The organism is Bradyrhizobium jicamae, assembly GCF_018130215.1.
In the GTDB taxonomy this organism is placed as follows: Bacteria; Pseudomonadota; Alphaproteobacteria; order Rhizobiales; family Xanthobacteraceae; genus Bradyrhizobium; species Bradyrhizobium jicamae_A.
The window spans coordinates 106,969-125,881 of record NZ_JAFCKQ010000011.1 but is presented as its reverse complement, the minus strand read 5'-3'; the positions used below and the strand labels follow the sequence as shown (position 1 = coordinate 125,881).

Genomic DNA, 18,913 nt, shown 5'->3' with positions numbered 1-18,913 from the left:
GACTGGGCTCTTTTGTCACCGCCGTCAGCAAGAGACCTTGGTCTCTTGCTGACAGGACACCTGCCACTAGGGCGTCAGGCCTGCACGATTTCGCCGTCCGCTTCATGCGCTCTCGTCAGTCACGCACGCAGCGTCCACCGCATCCCACCACAACGTTCGTGACGATCGCGAAGCGCCCCTCGAGCGGGTGAGACGCGAAAATCTATATACTGATTTGGTCTACTGATAAACCGAATTATTTTCATGGCGGGGGCTTGACGGATTTTTGCCGATTTGCCCGACGGTTGCTCCGTCGTGGCTCGCGCGTCGACGTCGCGAGGAGGCAGCTTCAGGGCAAGCGATGGCACCACCAGCGTCGCCTATTCTGTGAGCATCATGCCGATCGAACCGACACAAAGCATCCCGCTGTTCCCGCAACTACATGGCGTCGACCTTTACGCCACCGGTATTCGGTGGCAGCGTACCGCCCGCGGCAGGCAGATCGCTGGTCCAGGGACAGGACTCGCTGGCAGCTCCGCTGGCAAGCCACGCGGCGTGAGGGCCAGTGCTTCGCTCGGCGCTGACCGGGCGAGGCGGCGTCCGCGCGGTTCGGGAGCATTCAACCGGCGTTGCGATGGTGTGGGGGGCTGTCGCCGTGGAACCGATGGTAAAGTATGAGTAGTCGGACGATCGGCGAAGTGGAATACTCCCGACGAATCTGCTGCAGATTGCGGCCCGGTGCCGCCATCCATCGATGTGGTTTTTTTGGCGATGCCCGCGCTCTCGCAGGACGTTATGGCGGATCTGAAGCAGGAGAATACCCGGCTGGCGGCTGAGCTGCGGGCTGTGCGGCGCGATTTGACACAGTCGCTGCAGCAGCAGACCGCGACGGCCGAGGTTCTCAAGCTGATCACCCGCTCGACATTCAACCTCCAGGCAGTTCTCGACACGCTGGTCGAATCCGCCACACGGCTCTGTGAAGCACAGGGCGCTCTCATTCACCTGCCGAGCGGCGACGTCTATCGCGCCGCAACCCGATACGGCTATTCGCGCGAGCAGCTGGAGTATTTCGAATCGCATCCGATCAGCATCGATCGCGGCAGCGTGGTGGGGCGCACGGTCATCGACCGGCAGATCGTCCATATCGCGGATGTGCTGGCTGACCAGAACTACACCCGGCAGGATGCCCAGGCAGTCGCAAGATACCGGACGGCGCTTGGCGTCCCGCTGTTGCGGGAAGCGGACGTGATAGGTGTGATCTTCCTGGCGCGCATCCGGCCGCAGCCGTTTACGCAGAAGCAGATCGAGCTTGTTTCAAGCTTCGCCAACCAGGCGGTGATCGCCATCGAGAATGCCCGGCTGGTGAACGAACTGCGCGAACGCACGACGCAACTTTCGCAGTCACTGGATGATCTGCGCACCGCGCAGGACCGCTTGATCCAGACCGAGAAGCTTGCCTCCCTCGGTCAGCTCACGGCCGGAATCGCGCATGAAATCAAGAACCCGCTCAACTTCGTCAACAATTTCTCCTCGCTTTCCTCGGAATTGATCGACGAACTCAGTGAAACACTGCGCTCCGCCGCGCTCGACGAGCAGGCCAGGCAAGACGTCGACGAACTCACGCAGATGCTGCAGGGCAACCTCGAGAAGATCGTGCACCACGGCAAGCGCGCCGATTCCATCGTCAAGAACATGCTCATGCACTCGCGTCAGGGCTCCGGCGAGCGCCGTCCCGCCGACATCAACGCGATCGTCGAGGAAAGCCTCAACCTGGCTTATCATGGCGCGCGCGCAGAGAAGCCCGGCTTCAACGTCACCCTTGTGCGAGACCTCGATCCCGTTGCCGGGACGATCAATCTTTACCCGCAGGAGATCGCGCGGGTATTCCTCAATTTGATCTCAAATGGATTCTATGCAGCCGCCAAACGCAAGGAGGCAGCCGGGGACGGCTTCGAACCTACGCTGAGCGCGACGACAAGAAACCTCGGCAGCGCGGTGGAAATCCGGATTCGCGATAACGGCACCGGTATTCCAGCCGAGGTGAGGGAGAAGATCTTCGATCCGTTCTTCACCACCAAGCCGGCGGGCGAAGGCACAGGGCTCGGTCTTTCGATCTGCCACGACATCATCGTGAAGCAGCACGGCGGCAGAATGGCGGTCGAGACCGTGCCGGGCGACTTCACCGAATTCATCATCATGCTGCCGAGGGCAGCGTCCGCACAACAGTTGAGCGGAGGCAAGAGTTGAACATCTATATTCTGGTCGTCGATGACGAGCCCGACGTCGAAATGTTGTTTCGCCAGCAATTCCGGCGCGATCTGCGCGTCGGCCGCTTTCTCATGGAGTTTGCTCCGTCGGCGCCGGTGGCGCTGCGACGCGCGATCGAGATCAGGGATGACGGCACGCTCGTTCTGATCCTGTCCGATATCAACATGCCCGGCATGAGCGGGCTGGAGATGCTTCCGATCGTGCGCGCGGCGCGGCCCGACGTTCCCGTTATCATGATCACGGCCTACGGCGATGCGGAAACCAGGCGAAGGGCGCTCGAGAGCGGTGCGACCGATCTATTGACCAAGCCGATCGATTTCGCGGCGCTGCGTCAGGAGATCGATACAAGGCTCGAGCAGGCCGCATGACCGCAACCATCCTCGTGGTCGATGACGAGCCCGACGTGGAGGCACTGGTCCTCCAGACGTTCAGGCGGCAGATTCGCGAGGGGGTTTTCGATTTCATGTTCGCGCGTGACGGACTTGAAGCGCTGCAGTCACTCGAACTGCGTCCAAGCATCGATCTGGTGGTCTCCGACATCAACATGCCGCGGATGGACGGCCTGACGCTGCTCGCGAAGCTGCAGCAAGCCGACGACAAGAAGGCGACCGTCATCGTTTCCGCCTATGGCGACATGAGCAACATCCGCACCGCCATGAATCGTGGCGCGTTTGATTTCGTTACCAAGCCGATCGATTTCGCCGATCTCGAGGCGACCATCGAGAAGACGCTGCGCCACATCGAGATGCTGCGCGAGACCAGGCATCGTCAGGCGGAGGCCGAGCGTGCGCTCGCTTCGCTGTCCCGCTTTTTCTCCCCCGCGCTCGCCAAGCGCCTGGCCGCCGGTACGGATGGCAACGGCACCGAGGCGCATTGGCGCGATGTTGCCGCCATCTTTACGGATGTCACCGGATTCACCTCCGTCGTCGAGACCGTGGCGCCTGATGTGCTGGGCGACATGCTCAACGAATATGTGGGTGGAATGACCGAGATCGTGTTCGCGCATGAGGGCACGGTGGCCAAGGTGATCGGCGATGCGATCCAGATTCTGTTCAACGCCCCCGGAGACCAGCCGGACTATGCGACGCGCGCGATCGTCTGCGCGCAAGACATCGATGCCTGGGCCGAAGCCTTTCGGGCACGGTGGCGGACAAAGGGCGTGAATTTCGGTGCCACCCGGATCGGCGTCCATGCCGGTCCGGCGCTGGTGGGCAATTTCGGCAGGAGCCGCTTCTTCGACTACACCGCATACGGCGACACCACCAATACGGTGGCCCGGCTGGAAGCAGCAAACAAATTCCTGGGAACCCGCATCTGCGTCAGTGCGATGGTTGCCGATGCCGCGGTGAATTTCCTCGGCCGCCCCGTCGGCGATCTCGTCTTGCGCGGGCGCAGCGAGCCGTTGCGTGCTTACGAACCTCTGCCGGCTGAAAGCTTCAAGGCGGAGGCAACGGCGCAATACACCGAAGCCTTCGCCAAGCTCGAGGCCGGGGACGCGGCCGCAATACCGGCTTTTGCCGCGCTTGTCGGCTTGCATGCCGATGACCCTCTCGCCGGTTTCCACCTGAGACGCCTGCTCAACGGGGCAAAGGGCGTCCGCATGCTCGTCGAGTAATGTACGCATCGGAGCAAGGTCAGGATCCCAATCGCCGTGGCAGACGGCCGATGGCCGCTCGCGGGGCGACCTGGCGGCCGGGGGAGCGACACGCGAGCGCGGGACCATTCGCGCACACTCCCAGCAACGGGTTCCGCATCATGCGGTTTCGCCATGCGGGTTCCTGAATGACAAATCGACGACGGGGCGTGCTGCGCCATCCGCAAAGGCATATTCTGCACTTGACGCGTGCTGGTGATTGGCTGCATTTTCTCGATGTAATTTTCAGAATTGGATTGCTGTGTTTATCGGTTTGAGGTGATTGCGGCTCAATCAGTTTCGATGCCGGAAGATATTTCGTCGGGTTTTTAGGGTGTGTCCGCCCGATACCAGCGATCCGGCTCCATCCGTGAAGGGGAGAGGAATCCATGGGCAGGTCATTCGGCGGCGGCAAATCGTCGACTTCGGACAGTTTCTCATCCGACAGCAACTCTCTCCAGGGCGGATTTTCTCAGGACTTCGGGTTTGATGGCAACGCGTACATTGTGACCCCCGTCAACGGTGTCGCAAATGCCGCCGGCGGCGCGTCCGGCAATGCGGCTGTCGCGACGTCCGCTGCGCATAGCGAATCGGTGCAGAGCCAACCGGTCCACAACAGCGAACCGGCTCAGAGCGCACCGGCCCAGGGCGGTGTTCAGATCGTGAGCACGGCGGGAAGCAACATCTCGTTCAGCAATACCTACGCCAACACCGATACCAGCGATTTCATAAGTGCCGTTGTAAGTGCAGAGCAGACGATCGAGAAACTCTGGACGGCACCGTCGCCGATCACGTTGAACGTAACTTTCAACGAGTCGAATGAAGGCAACAATGGCTTTCTGGCGAATAATTCTTTCTTCACGACGGACGTGACCTATGCGCAGCTCAAAGCCGCGCTCGCCGTCCACGCCAATGCCAGCGTCTACGCCCAGGATGCCTACTCGACGTTGCCCACCAACGATCCGAACACGTCGGTCAATGGCGGCGACTTCAGCCTGCCGATGGGTTACGCGCAAATGCTCGGGCTGGCGAGCTCGAACAGTACCGTAACCGTCACGCTGAACTCCTATTACTATTCGGGCGATCCCAACCTGAGCGGTCAGGACGTCATCAACTCGATCGTGCACGAGCTCACTGAAGGCACGATGGGACGCGTCGGCGGCCTCGGCGACCAGAACAGCTTCTGGAGCACGATGGATCTGTTCCGGTTCAATTCCTCGGGTGTGCGCGATTACACCGATGGCCGGGACGGGGTCACGACCTACTTCTCGTATGACGGCGGCGCCGCCGGCACGCTGTCCGGTCTTACATACAACAACGAGTACAGCGGCAACGTTCAGGTGAACAACGGCGATACGGCCGATTTTACCCAGCTGGATGTTTTCGGAGTAGGCGACGCGGGCGAAACCAATACCTTGTCGCAAACCGACATCGAGGTCATGGAGGCCCTGGGCTGGGAGCCGGTGAGCAACCCCGATGTGGTCACCGAAACGGGTCCAACCTCGATCATTGCGTCGGCCGGCCAATCGTTCGCCTTCACCGGCGGAAACGCGGTGACGGTGGTCGATGCGGGCAGCGGCATTGACACCTTCACCACGGTCGTGAGCACCACCAGCGGAGGCGGTGTATCGGCATCGGGAGCCGGAGGAGCGACCGTATTCAACTCAGGCACCACAAGCCTGACGATCAGGGGCACGCTCAGCCAGATCAATGCCGCGCTCGGCACGCTGACCTACAAAAGCGCGAACGTCGGTACTGACACCATCACGGTGACAACGACCGATCCCAACGCCACTCCGACGTCCGTCAGCGAGACCATCGGCGTCAAGATCGGCGGAATCCAGAACTTGCCGTCCGGCGGCTCGAATCTGGTGCTCTGGACCGGCTTGCCGGCCGGCGTAACCGAGGAAATAGAAGAGTTCACCGGCCCCAACGCCACCGGCACCAACACCGAGATCATACAAAATCTGCAGGCCGGCGGCGCACTGGTCGAGATTTTTGCGTATCTGCCGGCCGGCGTCACCGAGGAGGTCTACTATTACACCGGCACCTATGGTGGCCCCGGCGGCCTCGGCACTCACACCGAAACCTTGATCGATTTCCAGAATGGGACCTCGCAAGACCAGTTGTTCACGGGCTTGCCGAGCGGCGTCACGAAGCAGATCGAAGACTTCAGCGGCACCAACGCCAGCGGCACCCTCACCGAGATCATTTCCGACTACCAGTCCGGCGACTCGCAGGTGAGCCTGTTGACCAACCTGCCGACCGGTGTCACCGGAGAGATCCTGGACTTCAGCGGTGCCGATGGCACTGGCACCAATACCGAAATCGTTGAGAATCTGCAGGCCGGCGGCTCGCTGGTCGAGTTTCTTGCCTATCTGCCGACCGGCGTGACCGCCGAGATCGAATATTTCACCGGCGCCAACGCCACGGGTACCCACACCGAAACGTTGATCGATTTCCAGAATGGGACCTCGCAGGACCAGTTGTTCTCGGGCTTGCCAAGCGGCGTCACGAAGCAGATCGAAGACTTCAGCGGCACCAGCGCCAGCGGCACCCTCACCGAGATCATTTCCGACTACCAGTCCGGCGGCTCGCAGGCGATCCTGTTGGCCAACCTGCCAACCGGTGTCACCGAGGAGATCCTGGACTTCAGCGGTGCTGACGGCAGCGGCACCAACACCGAAGCCATTCTCGATCTTCAGGCCGGCAACTCGATCGTCGAGTTTCTTGCCTACCTGCCGAGCGGCGTCACCAACGAGGTTGAATATTTCACCGCCGCCAACGGCACCGGGACCCATACCGGGACGCTGATCAATTTCCAGAACGGTACGTCGCAGTATCAGGCGTTCACGGGATTGCCGAGTGGTGTGTCGGAAGAGGTCATCAACTATGGTGGCCCCAACGCGACCGGCACGAAAACCGAGACCGATGTCGACCTGACGGGCGGCGCGTCGGTCAAGATCTACTTCGCCTACGACGGCACCGGCACGGAGACGCAATATACCGAGGTCGGCTTCAATGCCAGCGCACAGGAAACCGGCTTTGCCGTATATAGCGCGTCGGGAACGCTGCTGAGCGGCAGCGGCGTCGAGCCGCCGCCCAATTTCGAGGGCGCGGCGCCGCCCGTCTCGCACCAGACGATTGCGGGCACCGCGGCCGGCGATACCGCAGGGGCCCTCAGCGCGAGCAATGACGTCGCCGGCAGTGCCAATTCTGCCGCCCTGTTCCGCAACTACATGGCGTCGACCTTTACGCCGTCGGTCTTCGGGGGCAGCGTGCCGCCCGCGGCAAGCGGATCGCTGGTCCAGGGACAGGATTCGCTGGCAGCTCCGCTGGCGAGCCACGTGGCGCACGCCTGAGGACGCGGTTGCGCTACGGCACTCGACAACGCCTTGACCGTCAGGTGAAGGCGACGTCGATGCGGTTGTCGGCGCGCGAGGTGATCCGGCAGGCGCGCGACAGGGCGTCCGCGCCAACGGCCAGCTTGAAGCGCTCGGGAACGTCCGATGTCGAGATCACCTCGATCGTCGCGCCTTCGCGCGACAGTCCGCGCACCGTGCAGTCGATCGCCGACTGGCCGGCGTTGAAACTGATCTTGCCGGCCTTGAACACACGCCGCGCGGCCGGTGCGAGCGCCGGTGCCCGGTCGATCCAGGCCAGCGTCCGGTTGCGGCCCGCCTGCTTGGCTCCGTACATCGCAAGGTCGGCGTTGCGCAGCATGTCGTCGAAGCAATGGCCGGGGCCGAGTTCCGATCCGCCCAGGCTGCAGGTGACCCGGATCGTGCCGGCCGGCGTCTCGATCGGCGTCGCCGCGACCGCCGCGCGCACTTTCTCCAGCACGACCATCGCCTGCCCGAGGTCGGTGTGCGGCAACAGGATGCCGAACTCCTCGCCGCCGATCCGGCCGAAGACGTCGGAGGCACGCAGCGAATTGTGCGCGGCATCCGCGACCGCCGCCAGCACCATGTCGCCGACCGCGTGCCCGTAGCGATCGTTGACTGACTTGAAATGATCGACGTCGAGCACGGCGCAGGCGAGAGAGCTCGCATGCCGCGCCGCCAGCCCGCTCAGCCGCTCGCCCTCGCTGCGGAAGGCGCGCCGCGACGAACAGCCGGTCAGGCTGTCCTGCATGCTGAGATTGCGCAGCTTCAGTTCGTCGACCGCGATCGCGGCGAGATCGGTCAGCATGCCGATCTGCTCGCTGTCGAACTCGCGCGGCTGCGTGTCCATCGCGCACAGCGTCCCGATGGTTGCACCAGAGATCTTGAGCTGTGCGCCGGCATAGAAACGGATGAATGGCTTGCCGCGGACGAAGGCGTTGTCGGCGAAGCGGGGATCGAGCTGCGTGTCCGGGACGACGAGTGGATCGCCTTGCCCGATTGCATAGTTGCAGAGCGCAGGACCCCGCGCAGTCTCGCGGTCCTCCATGCCCTCCGAGGCCTTGAACCATTGCCTGTGACCGTCGATCAGCGTCAGCGTCGACATCGGCACGCGAAAGATCTTCCGGCACAGCGCGGTCAGGCGGTCGAAGGCGAGCTCGCGCGGCGTGTCGAGGACGTCGAGCTCAGCCAGAACGTCGAGGCGGCGCGCCTCAGGATCATGCGTTGCGTGCATCGGGTACCTCCGGCAGCGGCACATTCGGCGAAAGGCGTTAACGTCAGTTTGACGGCTGGAGCGGCGGGGATCGGGTGTGCGTGGATTCACTAACAGTTTATGAAAGCGGAGACGGGGGATTAACCAGCCTCCTGCATCAACCTTGCCGTTTAAGATTGTCGCAATCCGCAATAATTATTGAGTATCTTGCGCCCGGCGATTCCCGTTAAGGGACCGTGTCGCCGCCTTGGAAAATTTTCGGCGATTTGGGGATAGTGAACCGCATGTGCGGCATCGTCGGCATTCTTGGACGCGCTCCTGTCGCGGAGCAACTGGTGGATTCGCTCAAACGGCTGGAGTATCGCGGCTATGATTCGGCCGGCGTGGCCACGCTCGAGAACGGCGGGCTGGCGCGGCGTCGCGCCGAAGGCAAGCTGAAGAATCTCGAGGCCAGGCTCGGTGCCAAGCCGCTCGGCGGCCACACCGGCATCGGCCATACCCGCTGGGCGACCCACGGCAAGCCGACCGAGCACAACGCGCATCCGCATGCGACCGAGCGCGTCGCGGTGGTTCATAACGGCATCATCGAGAATTTCCGCGAGTTGCGCGAGGAGCTCGAGGCCAAGGGGACGGTGTTTTCGACCGAGACCGACACCGAGGTCGTGGTCCATCTGGTCGACAGCCTGCTCAAGGGCGGTGTCGCGCCGGTCGAGGCGGTGAGGGCCGCGCTGTCGCGGCTGCGCGGCGCATTCGCGCTCGGCTTCATCTTCGCCGGCGAGGAAGACCTGATGATCGGCGCGCGCAACGGCCCGCCGCTCGCGGTCGGCCATGGCGAGGGCGAGATGTACCTGGGCTCGGACGCGATCGCGCTCGGTCCCTTCACCGACACGATCAGCTATCTCGAGGATGGCGACTGGGTGGTGCTGACGCGCAAGGGCGCGACCATCTTCGACAAGGACAACGCCATCGTCCATCGCGAGGCGATCAAGCACACCACCGCGACCGCTCTGGTCGACAAGGCGAACTACCGCCATTTCATGGCCAAGGAGATCCACGAGCAGCCGGAGGTGGTCGGGCACACGCTGGCGCGCTATGTCGACATGGCGACCGAGCGCGTCACCATGCCGGTGAAGCTGCCGTTCGACTTCAAGGATATCCAGCGGGTCTCGATCACCGCCTGTGGCACCGCGAGCTATGCCGGCTTCGTCGCAAAATACTGGCTGGAGCGGCTGGCGCGGCTGCCGATCGAGCTCGATGTCGCCTCCGAATTCCGCTACCGCGAGGCGCCGCTGCGCAAGGGCGACCTGGCGATCTTCATCTCGCAGTCCGGCGAGACCGCCGACACGCTGGCGGCCTTGCGCTACGCCAAGGCGCAGGGCGCGCATACGCTCTCGGTCGTCAACGTGCCGACTTCGACGATCGCGCGCGAAAGCGAGACCGTGCTGCAGACGCTGGCCGGTCCCGAGATCGGCGTCGCCTCGACCAAGGCCTTCACCTGCCAGCTGATGGTGCTGGCCTCGCTCGCGATTGCGGCCGGCAAGGCACGCGGCGAGCTGTCCGATGCCGACGAGGCCAGCCTGGTACACTCGCTCGTCGAGATCCCGCGTCTGATGTCGGAGGCGCTCACGGCCGAGATTCAGATCGAGAAGCTGGCGCGCGAGATCTCCAAATCGCGTGACGTGCTCTATCTCGGCCGCGGCACCAGCTACCCGCTGGCGCTCGAGGGCGCGCTGAAGCTGAAGGAAATCTCCTACATCCATGCCGAGGGCTACGCCGCCGGCGAGCTGAAGCACGGGCCGATCGCGCTGATCGACGAGCACATGCCGGTCGTGGTGATCGCGCCCTACGACAAGGTGTTCGAGAAGACCGTTTCCAACATGCAGGAGGTCGCGGCCCGCGGCGGCAAGATCATCCTGATGACCGACGCCAAGGGGGCGGCGGAGGCGACGATCCAGTCCCTGGTGACGATCGTCATGCCCGACATGGGGGCGACCTTCGCGCCGATGGTTTACGCCATCCCGGTGCAATTGCTGGCCTATCACACTGCTGTCGTGATGGGCACCGACGTCGACCAGCCGCGGAATCTGGCCAAATCGGTCACGGTCGAATAGTCGCAAGGTAGGCGGCGATCTAGGCCCTTCAAAAACCTGCTGAGATGGCTTAGCTGGTTGATTGGGCTACGGCCGCTTCGACGACCCTGGAACCGCAATGACCTCCGACCAAGTGCCTCCCATCACATCGGGTGAACCGCATCCGGATGCCCCGCGCGGGCTGGTGGCGCGGTTTCGCAACTATTTCCTGACCGGCCTCGTTGTCGCCGGCCCGGTCGCCATCACCCTGTACCTGACCTGGTGGTTCGTGAACTGGGTCGACAATCTGGTGCGGCCGTTCGTGCCGATCGCCTACCGGCCGGAAACCTATCTGCCGTTCGGACTGCCGGGTTCAGGGCTCGTCGTCGCGGTGATCGCGCTGACGCTGCTGGGCTTCCTCACCGCAAACCTGATCGGCCGGACCCTGGTCGATCTCGGCGAACGCCTGCTCGGGCGGATCCCGGCGGTGCGCGCGATCTATCGCGGCCTCAAACAGGTGTTCGAGACGCTGTTCTCCGGCAACGGGTCGAGCTTCCGCCGCGTCGGCCTGGTCGAGTTTCCCTCGCCGGGGATGTGGTCGATCGTGCTGATCTCGCAGGCGCCGAGCGCCGAACTCGCCGCCAGCCTGCCGGGCGAGGAGGAGCATATCTCGGTGTTCCTGCCATGCGCGCCGAACCCCACCACCGGCTTCTTCTTCTACGTACCGAAAAGCAAGATCATCGAGATCGAGATGAGCACCGAGGACGCGGCGACGCTGATCATGTCGGCCGGCGTGGTGCAGCCCGGCGCCGACCCGCAGAAGAAGATCGCTGCACTCGCCGGCATGGCCAATGCCGCACGCGTCTCCAACCAGGCCTCGCTGCCGCCGGTCGCGACGCCGGCGAAGGTCGAGGGGTAGGAGGCGCTCTTTCCCTGTCACTGCTTCGCTTCGCTCGCAATGACGATGGGGAGGCATTGCGTGATGGTGCAGCGAGTCTAGCCCGCGCCGATCAGCGGCACGGCCTCGTCGCGTTCGTAGAGATAGAGCAGGCAACGCAGCGCTTCGCCGCGTTCGCCTTTCAGCTTCGGATTGTCCTTCATGATCCGCAGCGCCTCGTCGCGGGCCTGGGTGATGAGCTGGGCATGCACGTCGGAGCGCGCGATGCGGTAGCCGGGCAGACCGCTTTGCCGGATGCCGAGCACGTCGCCTTCGCCGCGCAGCTTCAGATCCTCCTCTGCGATCCGGAAGCCGTCCGATGTTTCGCGGATCACCTTAAGCCGCGCCTTCGACATCTCGCCGAGCGGTTCCTTGTAGAGCAACAGACAGGTCGAGGCCTCCGAGCCACGGCCGATGCGGCCGCGCAGCTGATGCAGTTGCGCGAGGCCAAAACGCTCGGCGTTCTCGATCACCATGATGCTCGCGGCCGGCACGTCGACGCCGACCTCGACCACGGTCGTCGCGACCAGGAGCCCGATCTCGTGCGCAGCGAACTGCGCCATCACGCGATCCTTTTCCGTGCCCTTCATCTGGCCGTGGACCAGGCCGACGCGATCGCCGAACCGCTGTTGCAAACTCTCGAAACGCTCGGTGGCATTGGTCAGATGCTCGGTGCCTTCGGCCTCGGACTCCTCGACCAGCGGGCAGATCCAGTAGACCAGCTTGCCCGCTGACAGGGCGCGGCCGACGCCGTCCATGACGTCCTCGATGCGGCTCATCGGCACTGCCCGGGTGTCGATCGGCTGCCGGCCGGCGGGTTTCTCGCGCAACTCCGAGACGTCCATGTCGCCAAAATACGTGAGCACCAGCGTGCGCGGGATCGGCGTGGCGCTCAGCACCAGCACGTCGACGGCTTCGCCCTTCGAGGTGAGCGCGAGCCGTTCGCGCACGCCGAACCGATGCTGTTCGTCGACAACCGCAAGCGCCAGCGCCTTGTAGACCACGTCGTCCTGGATCAGCGCATGGGTGCCGACCAGCAGATCGATCTCGCCGGCTTCGAGCCGCGCCAGGAGCTCGCGGCGCTCCTTGCCTTTCTCGCGGCCGGTAAGGATGGCAACCCTCAAACCCGCGCGTTCGGCGAGCGGGGCGATGGTCTTGATATGCTGGCGCGCCAGAATCTCGGTCGGTGCCATCAGCGCGGCCTGCTTGCCGGCCTCGGCGACCGCGGCAGCTGCGAGCAGCGCGACGACCGTCTTGCCGGAGCCGACGTCGCCCTGCACCAGCCGCAGCATGCGCACCGGTTGGCGCAGATCCTCGGTGATCGCGGCGACCGCCTCGCGCTGCGATTTGGTCAGCGCATAGGGCAGGGCGTCAATGATCCTCTTGCGCAGATGGCCGTCGCCGGCGTTTCGGACGCCGGCGGGACGACGCAGCGTCGCGCGGATCAGCGCCAGCGCCAGCTGGCCCGCAAGCAATTCGTCGAAGGCAAGCCGCGACCAGAACGGGCCGTCGGGCAAGATGTCGGTCAGCTCGACCGGCACATGCACGCGGGTCAGCGCCTCCCGGATCGGCGGGAAGTCGCAGCGGCGCAGCACCTCGGGGCTGATCCATTCGGGCAGATCGGGGAGCTTCGTGAGCGCCTGCGCGATCGCACGGCGTAGGGAACCGAGCGCGAGCCCTTCGGTCAGCGGATAGACCGGATCGATCCCCGAGAGTTTTGCAAAGCCGGCCTCGTCGACGACGCGGTCGGGATGCACGATCTGCGGGATGCCGTCATAGGTCTGGAGCGTGCCGGAGACGTAGCGCTTCTCGCCGACCGGCAGCAGCTTTTCGACGTAGCCGGGCTTGGCGCGGAAGAAAGTCAACACCACGTCGCCGGTATCGTCGCTGGCGTAGACAAGGTAGGGCGCGCGCGCATTGCGCGGCGGTGGCGGTCGATGGCGGTCGACGGTGACCTCCAGCGTCACCACGGTTCCAACCGATGCGTCGCGAATTTTCGGCCGGGCGCGGCGATCGATCACACTGGCTGGCAGATGCAACAGCAGGTCGACCAACCGCGGGGTCTCGTCGCGGCTGAGCAGGTAGCGCAGCAGCTTGTCCTGCTTCGGGCCGACCCCTGGCAGGGTGGTGACCGGGGCAAACAGCGGATTGAGCAGGCTGGGGCGCATCAGTGTCCTTTACCCACGACTCACGTCATGCGCGGGCTTGACCCGCGCATCCATCTTCAAAAGAGGATGGATTGCCGGGTCAAGCCCGACAATGACGGCATGCCCTATTGGCCGCAGATGAGGGCTGACATCGGCCGCCGCCATCGCTATATCAACCCCGCCCGGCACGTCCGGGCTTTCGGCGTTGGATGGATTTGGGACATGACGGGATCGACACGATCGAGCAGCGGGCTCGACGACCGCCGCAAGCGGCTTTTGTTTCGCTGCTGGCACCGCGGCACCCGGGAAATGGACCTGATCCTCGGCCGCTTCGCTGACGCTGCGATCGCCGATCTCACCGATCAGGAACTCGGCGAGCTCGAGCATCTCATCGAGGTGCCCGATCCCGATCTCTACGCGGCGCTGACCGGCGACAGGGTGCTGCCGGCCGAATACGCGACCGCATTGTTTGCCCGCATCAAGGCGTTTCGGCCGGCGGATCACGCATGAAGCAGCCGATGAAATCACCGGCCGCCATGCTGGCGCCCGGCCGCGTGTTGACCATCGCCAATGTGGCCGAGGGCGCCGAAGGGCTCGTGATCTCGGACCTGGCGCGCGCGATCGCGGCCAAGCCGAAGCCGTCACCGGTGAGCCTCGCCGTGGTCTGCCGCGACGGCGCGCGGATGCAGCAGCTCGCCCGCGCGTTGGAGTTCTTCGCGCCCGACATCGGCGTGATGCAGATGCCGGCCTGGGACTGCCAGCCCTATGACCGTGTCTCACCGCACGCCGGCATCCTGGCGCAGCGCCTGACTGCATTGGCGAAGCTCTCGCGGCTCGCCGGAAGTGACAAGCCGCTGATCGTGCTGACCACTGTGAACGCGGCGGTGCAGCGGGTGCCGGCGCGCGAGCTGGTCGCGGCGCAAGCGCTGTCGGTCGCGCCCGGCAATGTGGTGCCGATGGATTCGGTCGTGGCCTGGCTCGAGCACAACGGCTACACGCGTTCGTCGACGGTGCGCGAGCCCGGCGAATATGCCGTGCGCGGCGGCATCCTCGACCTGTTCCCGGCCGGCCTCGACCAGCCGGTGCGGTTCGACTTCTTCGGCGACGCGCTGGAGTCGATCCGCACCTTCGATGCCGAGACCCAGCGGACGCTGCTCGACATGCGCGGGCTCGATCTGGTTCCGGTGTCGGAATTCCAGCTCACGACCGAGACCATCCGCCGCTTCCGCATGGGCTATGTTGCAGCCTTCGGCGCGCCGGAGCGCGACGACCAGCTCTATGAAGCGGTGTCCGAAGGACGCCGCCATCCCGGCATGGAGCATTGGCTGCCGCTGTTCCAGGAGCGGATGGACACGCTGTTCGACTATCTCGACGGCGCGACAATTGCGATCGAGCCGCAAGCCGAAGACGCCGCGCGCGAACGCTTCAGCCAGATTGCGGATTACTATGAAGCCCGCCGCGATGCGCTGGAGCATCCCGGCGGCGGCGGCGCGATCTACAAGCCGTTGCCGCCAGACAAGCTTTATCTGTCCGACGCCGAGTGGACAAAACTGCTCGGCGATGCGCCGCTGGCGCGGCTGACGCCGTTCGCGGTGCCGGAGGGCACGAGCGACATGTTCGACGCCGGTGCGCGGCAGGGCCGCAATTTCGCGCCCGAACGGGCCGATGGCAACGTCAACGTGTTCGAGTCCGTCGTCGCGCATGTCGGCGCGCTGCAATCGCAGCGCAAGAAAGTCATCATCGCGCTGTGGAGCGAAGGCTCGCGCGACCGCATGGGCGCGATGCTGCGCGACCACAAGCTGCTCAACACGACCAGCGTCAACACCTGGCGGATCGTACAGGCGACGCCGCGCAACGAGACCATGCTGGCCGTGCTCGGCATGGAGTCCGGCTTCGAGACCGACGAATGCGCCGTGATCAGCGAGCAGGACATCCTCGGCGACCGCCTGGTGCGGCCGCGCAAGGCGAGCCGCAAGCTCGACAATTTCATCTCGGAGGTGACGAGCCTCGCCACCGGCGATCTCGTCGTCCATGTCGAGCACGGCATCGGCCGCTTCGTCGGGCTGCAGACGCTGGACGTCTCCGGCGCGCCGCATGACTGCCTCGAGCTGCATTATGCGGCGGAGACAAAGCTGTTCCTTCCGGTCGAGAACATCGAGCTGCTGTCGCGCTACGGCTCCGACGGCGCCAATGTCGAACTCGACAGGCTCGGCGGCGGCGGCTGGCAGGCGCGCAAGGCCAAGCTGAAGAACCGCATCCGCGAGATCGCAGGCGAGCTGATCAAGATCGCGGCCGAGCGGCATCTGCACGAGGCGCCGAAATTCCCGCTGCAACCGCATGTCTATGACGAGTTCTGCGCCCGCTTCCCCTATGAGGAGACCGAGGACCAGCTCGGTGCCATCACCTCGACCCTGAAGGATCTCGAGACCGGCCGTCCGATGGACCGGCTGATCTGCGGCGACGTCGGCTTCGGCAAGACCGAGGTGGCGCTGCGCGCAGCCTTTGCGGTTGCGCTGGAAGGCAAGCAGGTCGCCGTCGTGGTGCCGACCACATTGTTGGCGCGGCAGCACTCGCGCACCTTCGCCGAACGCTTCAGGGGCTTCCCGGTCAATGTCGCGCAGGCCTCGCGGCTTGTGTCGACAAAGGAATTGAACCAGGTCAAGAAGGGGCTGACAGAGGGCAGCGTCGACATCGTGGTCGGCACCCATGCGCTGCTCGGCAAGACCATCAAGTTCCGGGATCTCGGCCTCTTGATCGTCGACGAGGAGCAGCATTTCGGCGTCAGCCACAAGGAGCGGCTGAAGCAGCTCCGTGCCCAGGTCCACGTGCTGACGCTGTCGGCGACCCCGATCCCGCGGACGCTGCAACTGGCCCTGACCGGCGTGCGCGAGCTCTCGATCATCGCCTCGCCTCCGGTCGATCGCCTCGCAGTCCGCACCTTTGTCGCACCTCATGATCCCCTGATGATCCGCGAGGCGCTGCTGCGCGAGCGCTATCGCGGCGGGCAGGCGTTCTACGTCGTTCCGCGGATCGAGGACCTCGCCGGCGTCAAGGACTTCCTGGACAAGAACGTGCCGGAGATGAAGGTCGCGGTGGCCCACGGCCAGATGCCGCCGACCGTGATCGAGGACATCATGTCGGCGTTCTACGACGGCAAATACGACATCCTGCTGTCGACCACGATCGTCGAGTCCGGCCTCGACATCCCGAACGCCAACACGCTGATCGTGCACCGCGCCGACATGTTCGGCCTGGCCCAGCTCTACCAGCTCCGCGGCCGCGTCGGCCGGTCCAAGCTGCGCGCCTATGCGCTGTTCACACTGCCGGCACAGCACAAGATTACCGCGCAGGCGGAGCGGCGGCTGAAGGTGCTGCAATCGCTGGAGACGCTGGGCGCGGGTTTCCAGCTCGCATCCCACGACCTTGATATCCGTGGCGCCGGCAACCTGCTCGGAGAGGAGCAGTCCGGCCACATCAAGGAGGTCGGCTTCGAGCTGTACCAGTCGATGCTGGAGGAGGCGATCGTCAACCTCAAGGCGGGCGTCGCCGAACCAGCCGCCGACCGCTGGTCGCCGCAGATCACGATCGGAATGCCGGTCCTGATCCCCGAGGACTACGTCAACGACCTCAGCGTACGGCTATCGCTGTACCGGCGTCTCGCCGATCTCGAAACCGACGAGGAGATCGAGAATTTCGCTGCCGAGATGCGGGACCGCTTCGGCGTGCTGCCGGACGAGGTGCGCTATTTGTTCAAGGTTGCGGCGATCAAGGCGTATTGTCGCAGAGCCAATGTCGAGAAGGTCGATGCCGGCCCGAAGGGGGCGGTGATCAGTTTCCGCGACAACAGCTTTGCCCATCCGGAGCGGCTGGTGACGTTCATCCGCCAGCACGGCCAGGCCGCGAAGGTGCGGCCGGACATGAAGGTGGTGTTCTTCCAGGATTGGGAAACGCCCGAGGAGCGCCTCGCCGGCACCACGGAGATCTTGCGGCAGCTCGCCAATCTCGCGGAGAGCAGGAAGGCGGCGTGAGCGGACGCTGAACCGGCTTCTACGACGCCGCGCGCTCCGGCGTAGCGTAGAGCCGCGCCAGCAGCGATTGCGCGGAATCGTTCGGCTGCAGGGTCACGACGTTGACGGCGGGCTCGGCCTTGACGTCGCGCCGTCCGTGCTGGGTATGGCGCATCACGCTGGCGAGGCGCCGCGTGATCGCATGCGCGTTGCGCAGGTCGGTCGCGGTGAACACGATGACGATCGATCCGTCGGCCAGCACGGCGCCGAAATCGGTCTGCCGCATCAGGCGGCTGATGATCCGCGCGCCGTCGAATTGCGCGCGCGGACGGGTGTTGTCGAAGGCGAACCGCGCCACCGAGAGGCCGCCGCCGCGCTCGCCGGTCTGGAACACGGTGCTCGCGAAATCGCGTTCGAATGCAGCCTTGGTCAGCAGCCCGGTGCGGGGGTCGATCATGCCTTGGGCATCGATGGCCCGCAGCGTACGGCTGAGCCGCGCCTCGAACGCGTGCTGGCGGATCAGCGGCAGCGTGATGTCGGCGATCCGCGGCGGCTCTGCGGGAAGTACTTCGAGGTTGGCCAAATCATACCGCGGCGTGACCTCGCCTGACGTAACGATCACTGGCAGCGTGCGGAAGCGCACATCCTCGGTCAGTACAGTCAGGAACGCATCCATCACCCGCGGTGTAAATCCTTCTCCGAGCACGATGCCGTCGATGTCGCGGTTGTTGAGGTGCTTTGCGGCGGCTTCGATGCTGAGCGCGCCAACCACGCCGGCACGTTCGCCGAGCGCAACCGACAGCGCAGGATAGCTGCCGCCGCGGCCGATCAGGAGCGCAGTCGCTTCCCCGATGGGATCGATATCCGACATCGCGATCGGTGCCGGCGGCACCTGGCGCCGCATCACGGTGGCATGCAGGCCGCGGATGCGCAGCGAGGCGTTGAGCCGCGCGATCAGCCGATCGGGAAATCCCCGGCGCTGGAACAGCGGGATCGCTGTGCCGGGCAAGGTGACTGCGGGATCGACCGCAATCAGCGGCAGGTAGGGTGCGCGAGCGGCAGCGAGCTTCGCCAGACCAGCCAATCTAGCGGCATCGACGCCAGCAGTCGCCGCGATCACGGCCGCAGGCTGCACCTTCTCGATGGCGCGCCCGGCATCCATCCAGTCGGTCGCAACCACCGGAAACAGCCTTGCCTCGTCCAGAACGCCGGCGAAGGACGGCCGCGCAGCGGCCGACACGATGAGAACCGGACCTTGTTGGGACATAGCAGAGCTC

Annotated in this window: 10 protein-coding genes and 1 pseudogene; 8 read left to right on the top strand and 3 right to left on the bottom strand. The window is 64.7% G+C overall.

From position 1 onward, the window contains the following. Positions 1-768: 768 nt before the first annotated feature. From JQ586_RS15430 to JQ586_RS15415, 4 genes and pseudogenes are all read left to right on the top strand, one after another. A pseudogene (locus JQ586_RS15430) lies at positions 769-2,226 on the top strand (sensor histidine kinase); the annotation flags it as partial. Next, the gene (locus tag JQ586_RS15425; RefSeq protein ID WP_212395430.1) at positions 2,223-2,615 is read left to right on the top strand and encodes a response regulator; all 393 of its coding nucleotides are present in this window, start codon (positions 2,223-2,225) and stop codon (positions 2,613-2,615) included. The pseudogene JQ586_RS15430 and the gene JQ586_RS15425, both read left to right, overlap by 4 nt. After that, entirely contained in the window at positions 2,612-3,862 is a 1,251-nt protein-coding gene (locus JQ586_RS15420; RefSeq protein ID WP_212395429.1) for an adenylate/guanylate cyclase domain-containing protein, read from the top strand. Before JQ586_RS15425 ends, JQ586_RS15420 begins: the two co-directional genes overlap by 4 nt. A 524-nt stretch (positions 3,863-4,386) precedes the next feature. Further along, positions 4,387-7,242, top strand: a complete 2,856-nt coding sequence (locus JQ586_RS15415) for a hypothetical protein (RefSeq protein ID WP_212395428.1) — start codon at positions 4,387-4,389, stop codon at positions 7,240-7,242. Positions 7,243-7,282: 40 nt separating this feature from the next. Here JQ586_RS15415 and JQ586_RS15410 read toward each other — a convergent pair whose 3' ends face one another. Further along, positions 7,283-8,497, bottom strand: coding sequence for a sensor domain-containing diguanylate cyclase (locus JQ586_RS15410; protein WP_212395427.1), 1,215 nt, complete (start codon positions 8,495-8,497; stop codon positions 7,283-7,285). A 263-nt stretch (positions 8,498-8,760) separates the two neighbouring features. Between JQ586_RS15410 and glmS the strand changes: the two genes are divergently transcribed. Beyond that, a complete protein-coding gene (gene glmS, locus JQ586_RS15405; protein WP_212395426.1) occupies positions 8,761-10,587 on the top strand; it encodes a glutamine--fructose-6-phosphate transaminase (isomerizing) in 1,827 nt (608 codons plus the stop codon). Positions 10,588-10,684: 97 nt separating this feature from the next. Then, positions 10,685-11,464 carry a DUF502 domain-containing protein gene (locus JQ586_RS15400; RefSeq protein ID WP_212395425.1) on the top strand — a complete coding sequence of 260 codons (780 nt, stop codon included), beginning with the start codon at positions 10,685-10,687 and terminating at the stop codon, positions 11,462-11,464. Positions 11,465-11,541: 77 nt separating this feature from the next. Here the strand turns inward: JQ586_RS15400 and recG are convergent, their stop codons facing one another. Next, on the bottom strand, positions 11,542-13,650 hold the full coding sequence (recG, locus tag JQ586_RS15395) for an ATP-dependent DNA helicase RecG (RefSeq protein ID WP_212395424.1): 2,109 nt from the start codon (positions 13,648-13,650) through the stop codon (positions 11,542-11,544). A 201-nt stretch (positions 13,651-13,851) separates the two neighbouring features. Between recG and JQ586_RS15390 the strand changes: the two genes are divergently transcribed. Both JQ586_RS15390 and mfd read left to right on the top strand, forming a co-directional pair. After that, complete coding sequence (locus JQ586_RS15390) at positions 13,852-14,139, top strand: succinate dehydrogenase assembly factor 2 (protein ID WP_212395477.1); 288 nt, start codon at positions 13,852-13,854, stop codon at positions 14,137-14,139. Beyond that, positions 14,136-17,657, top strand: coding sequence for a transcription-repair coupling factor (gene mfd / locus JQ586_RS15385; RefSeq protein ID WP_212395423.1), 3,522 nt, complete (start codon positions 14,136-14,138; stop codon positions 17,655-17,657). The genes JQ586_RS15390 and mfd overlap by 4 nt, the downstream gene beginning before the upstream one ends. 19 nt (positions 17,658-17,676) lie before the next feature. Here the strand turns inward: mfd and JQ586_RS15380 are convergent, their stop codons facing one another. Then, the gene (locus JQ586_RS15380) at positions 17,677-18,903 is read right to left on the bottom strand and encodes a GGDEF domain-containing protein (RefSeq protein WP_212395422.1); all 1,227 of its coding nucleotides are present in this window, start codon (positions 18,901-18,903) and stop codon (positions 17,677-17,679) included. Positions 18,904-18,913 lie beyond the last annotated feature (10 nt).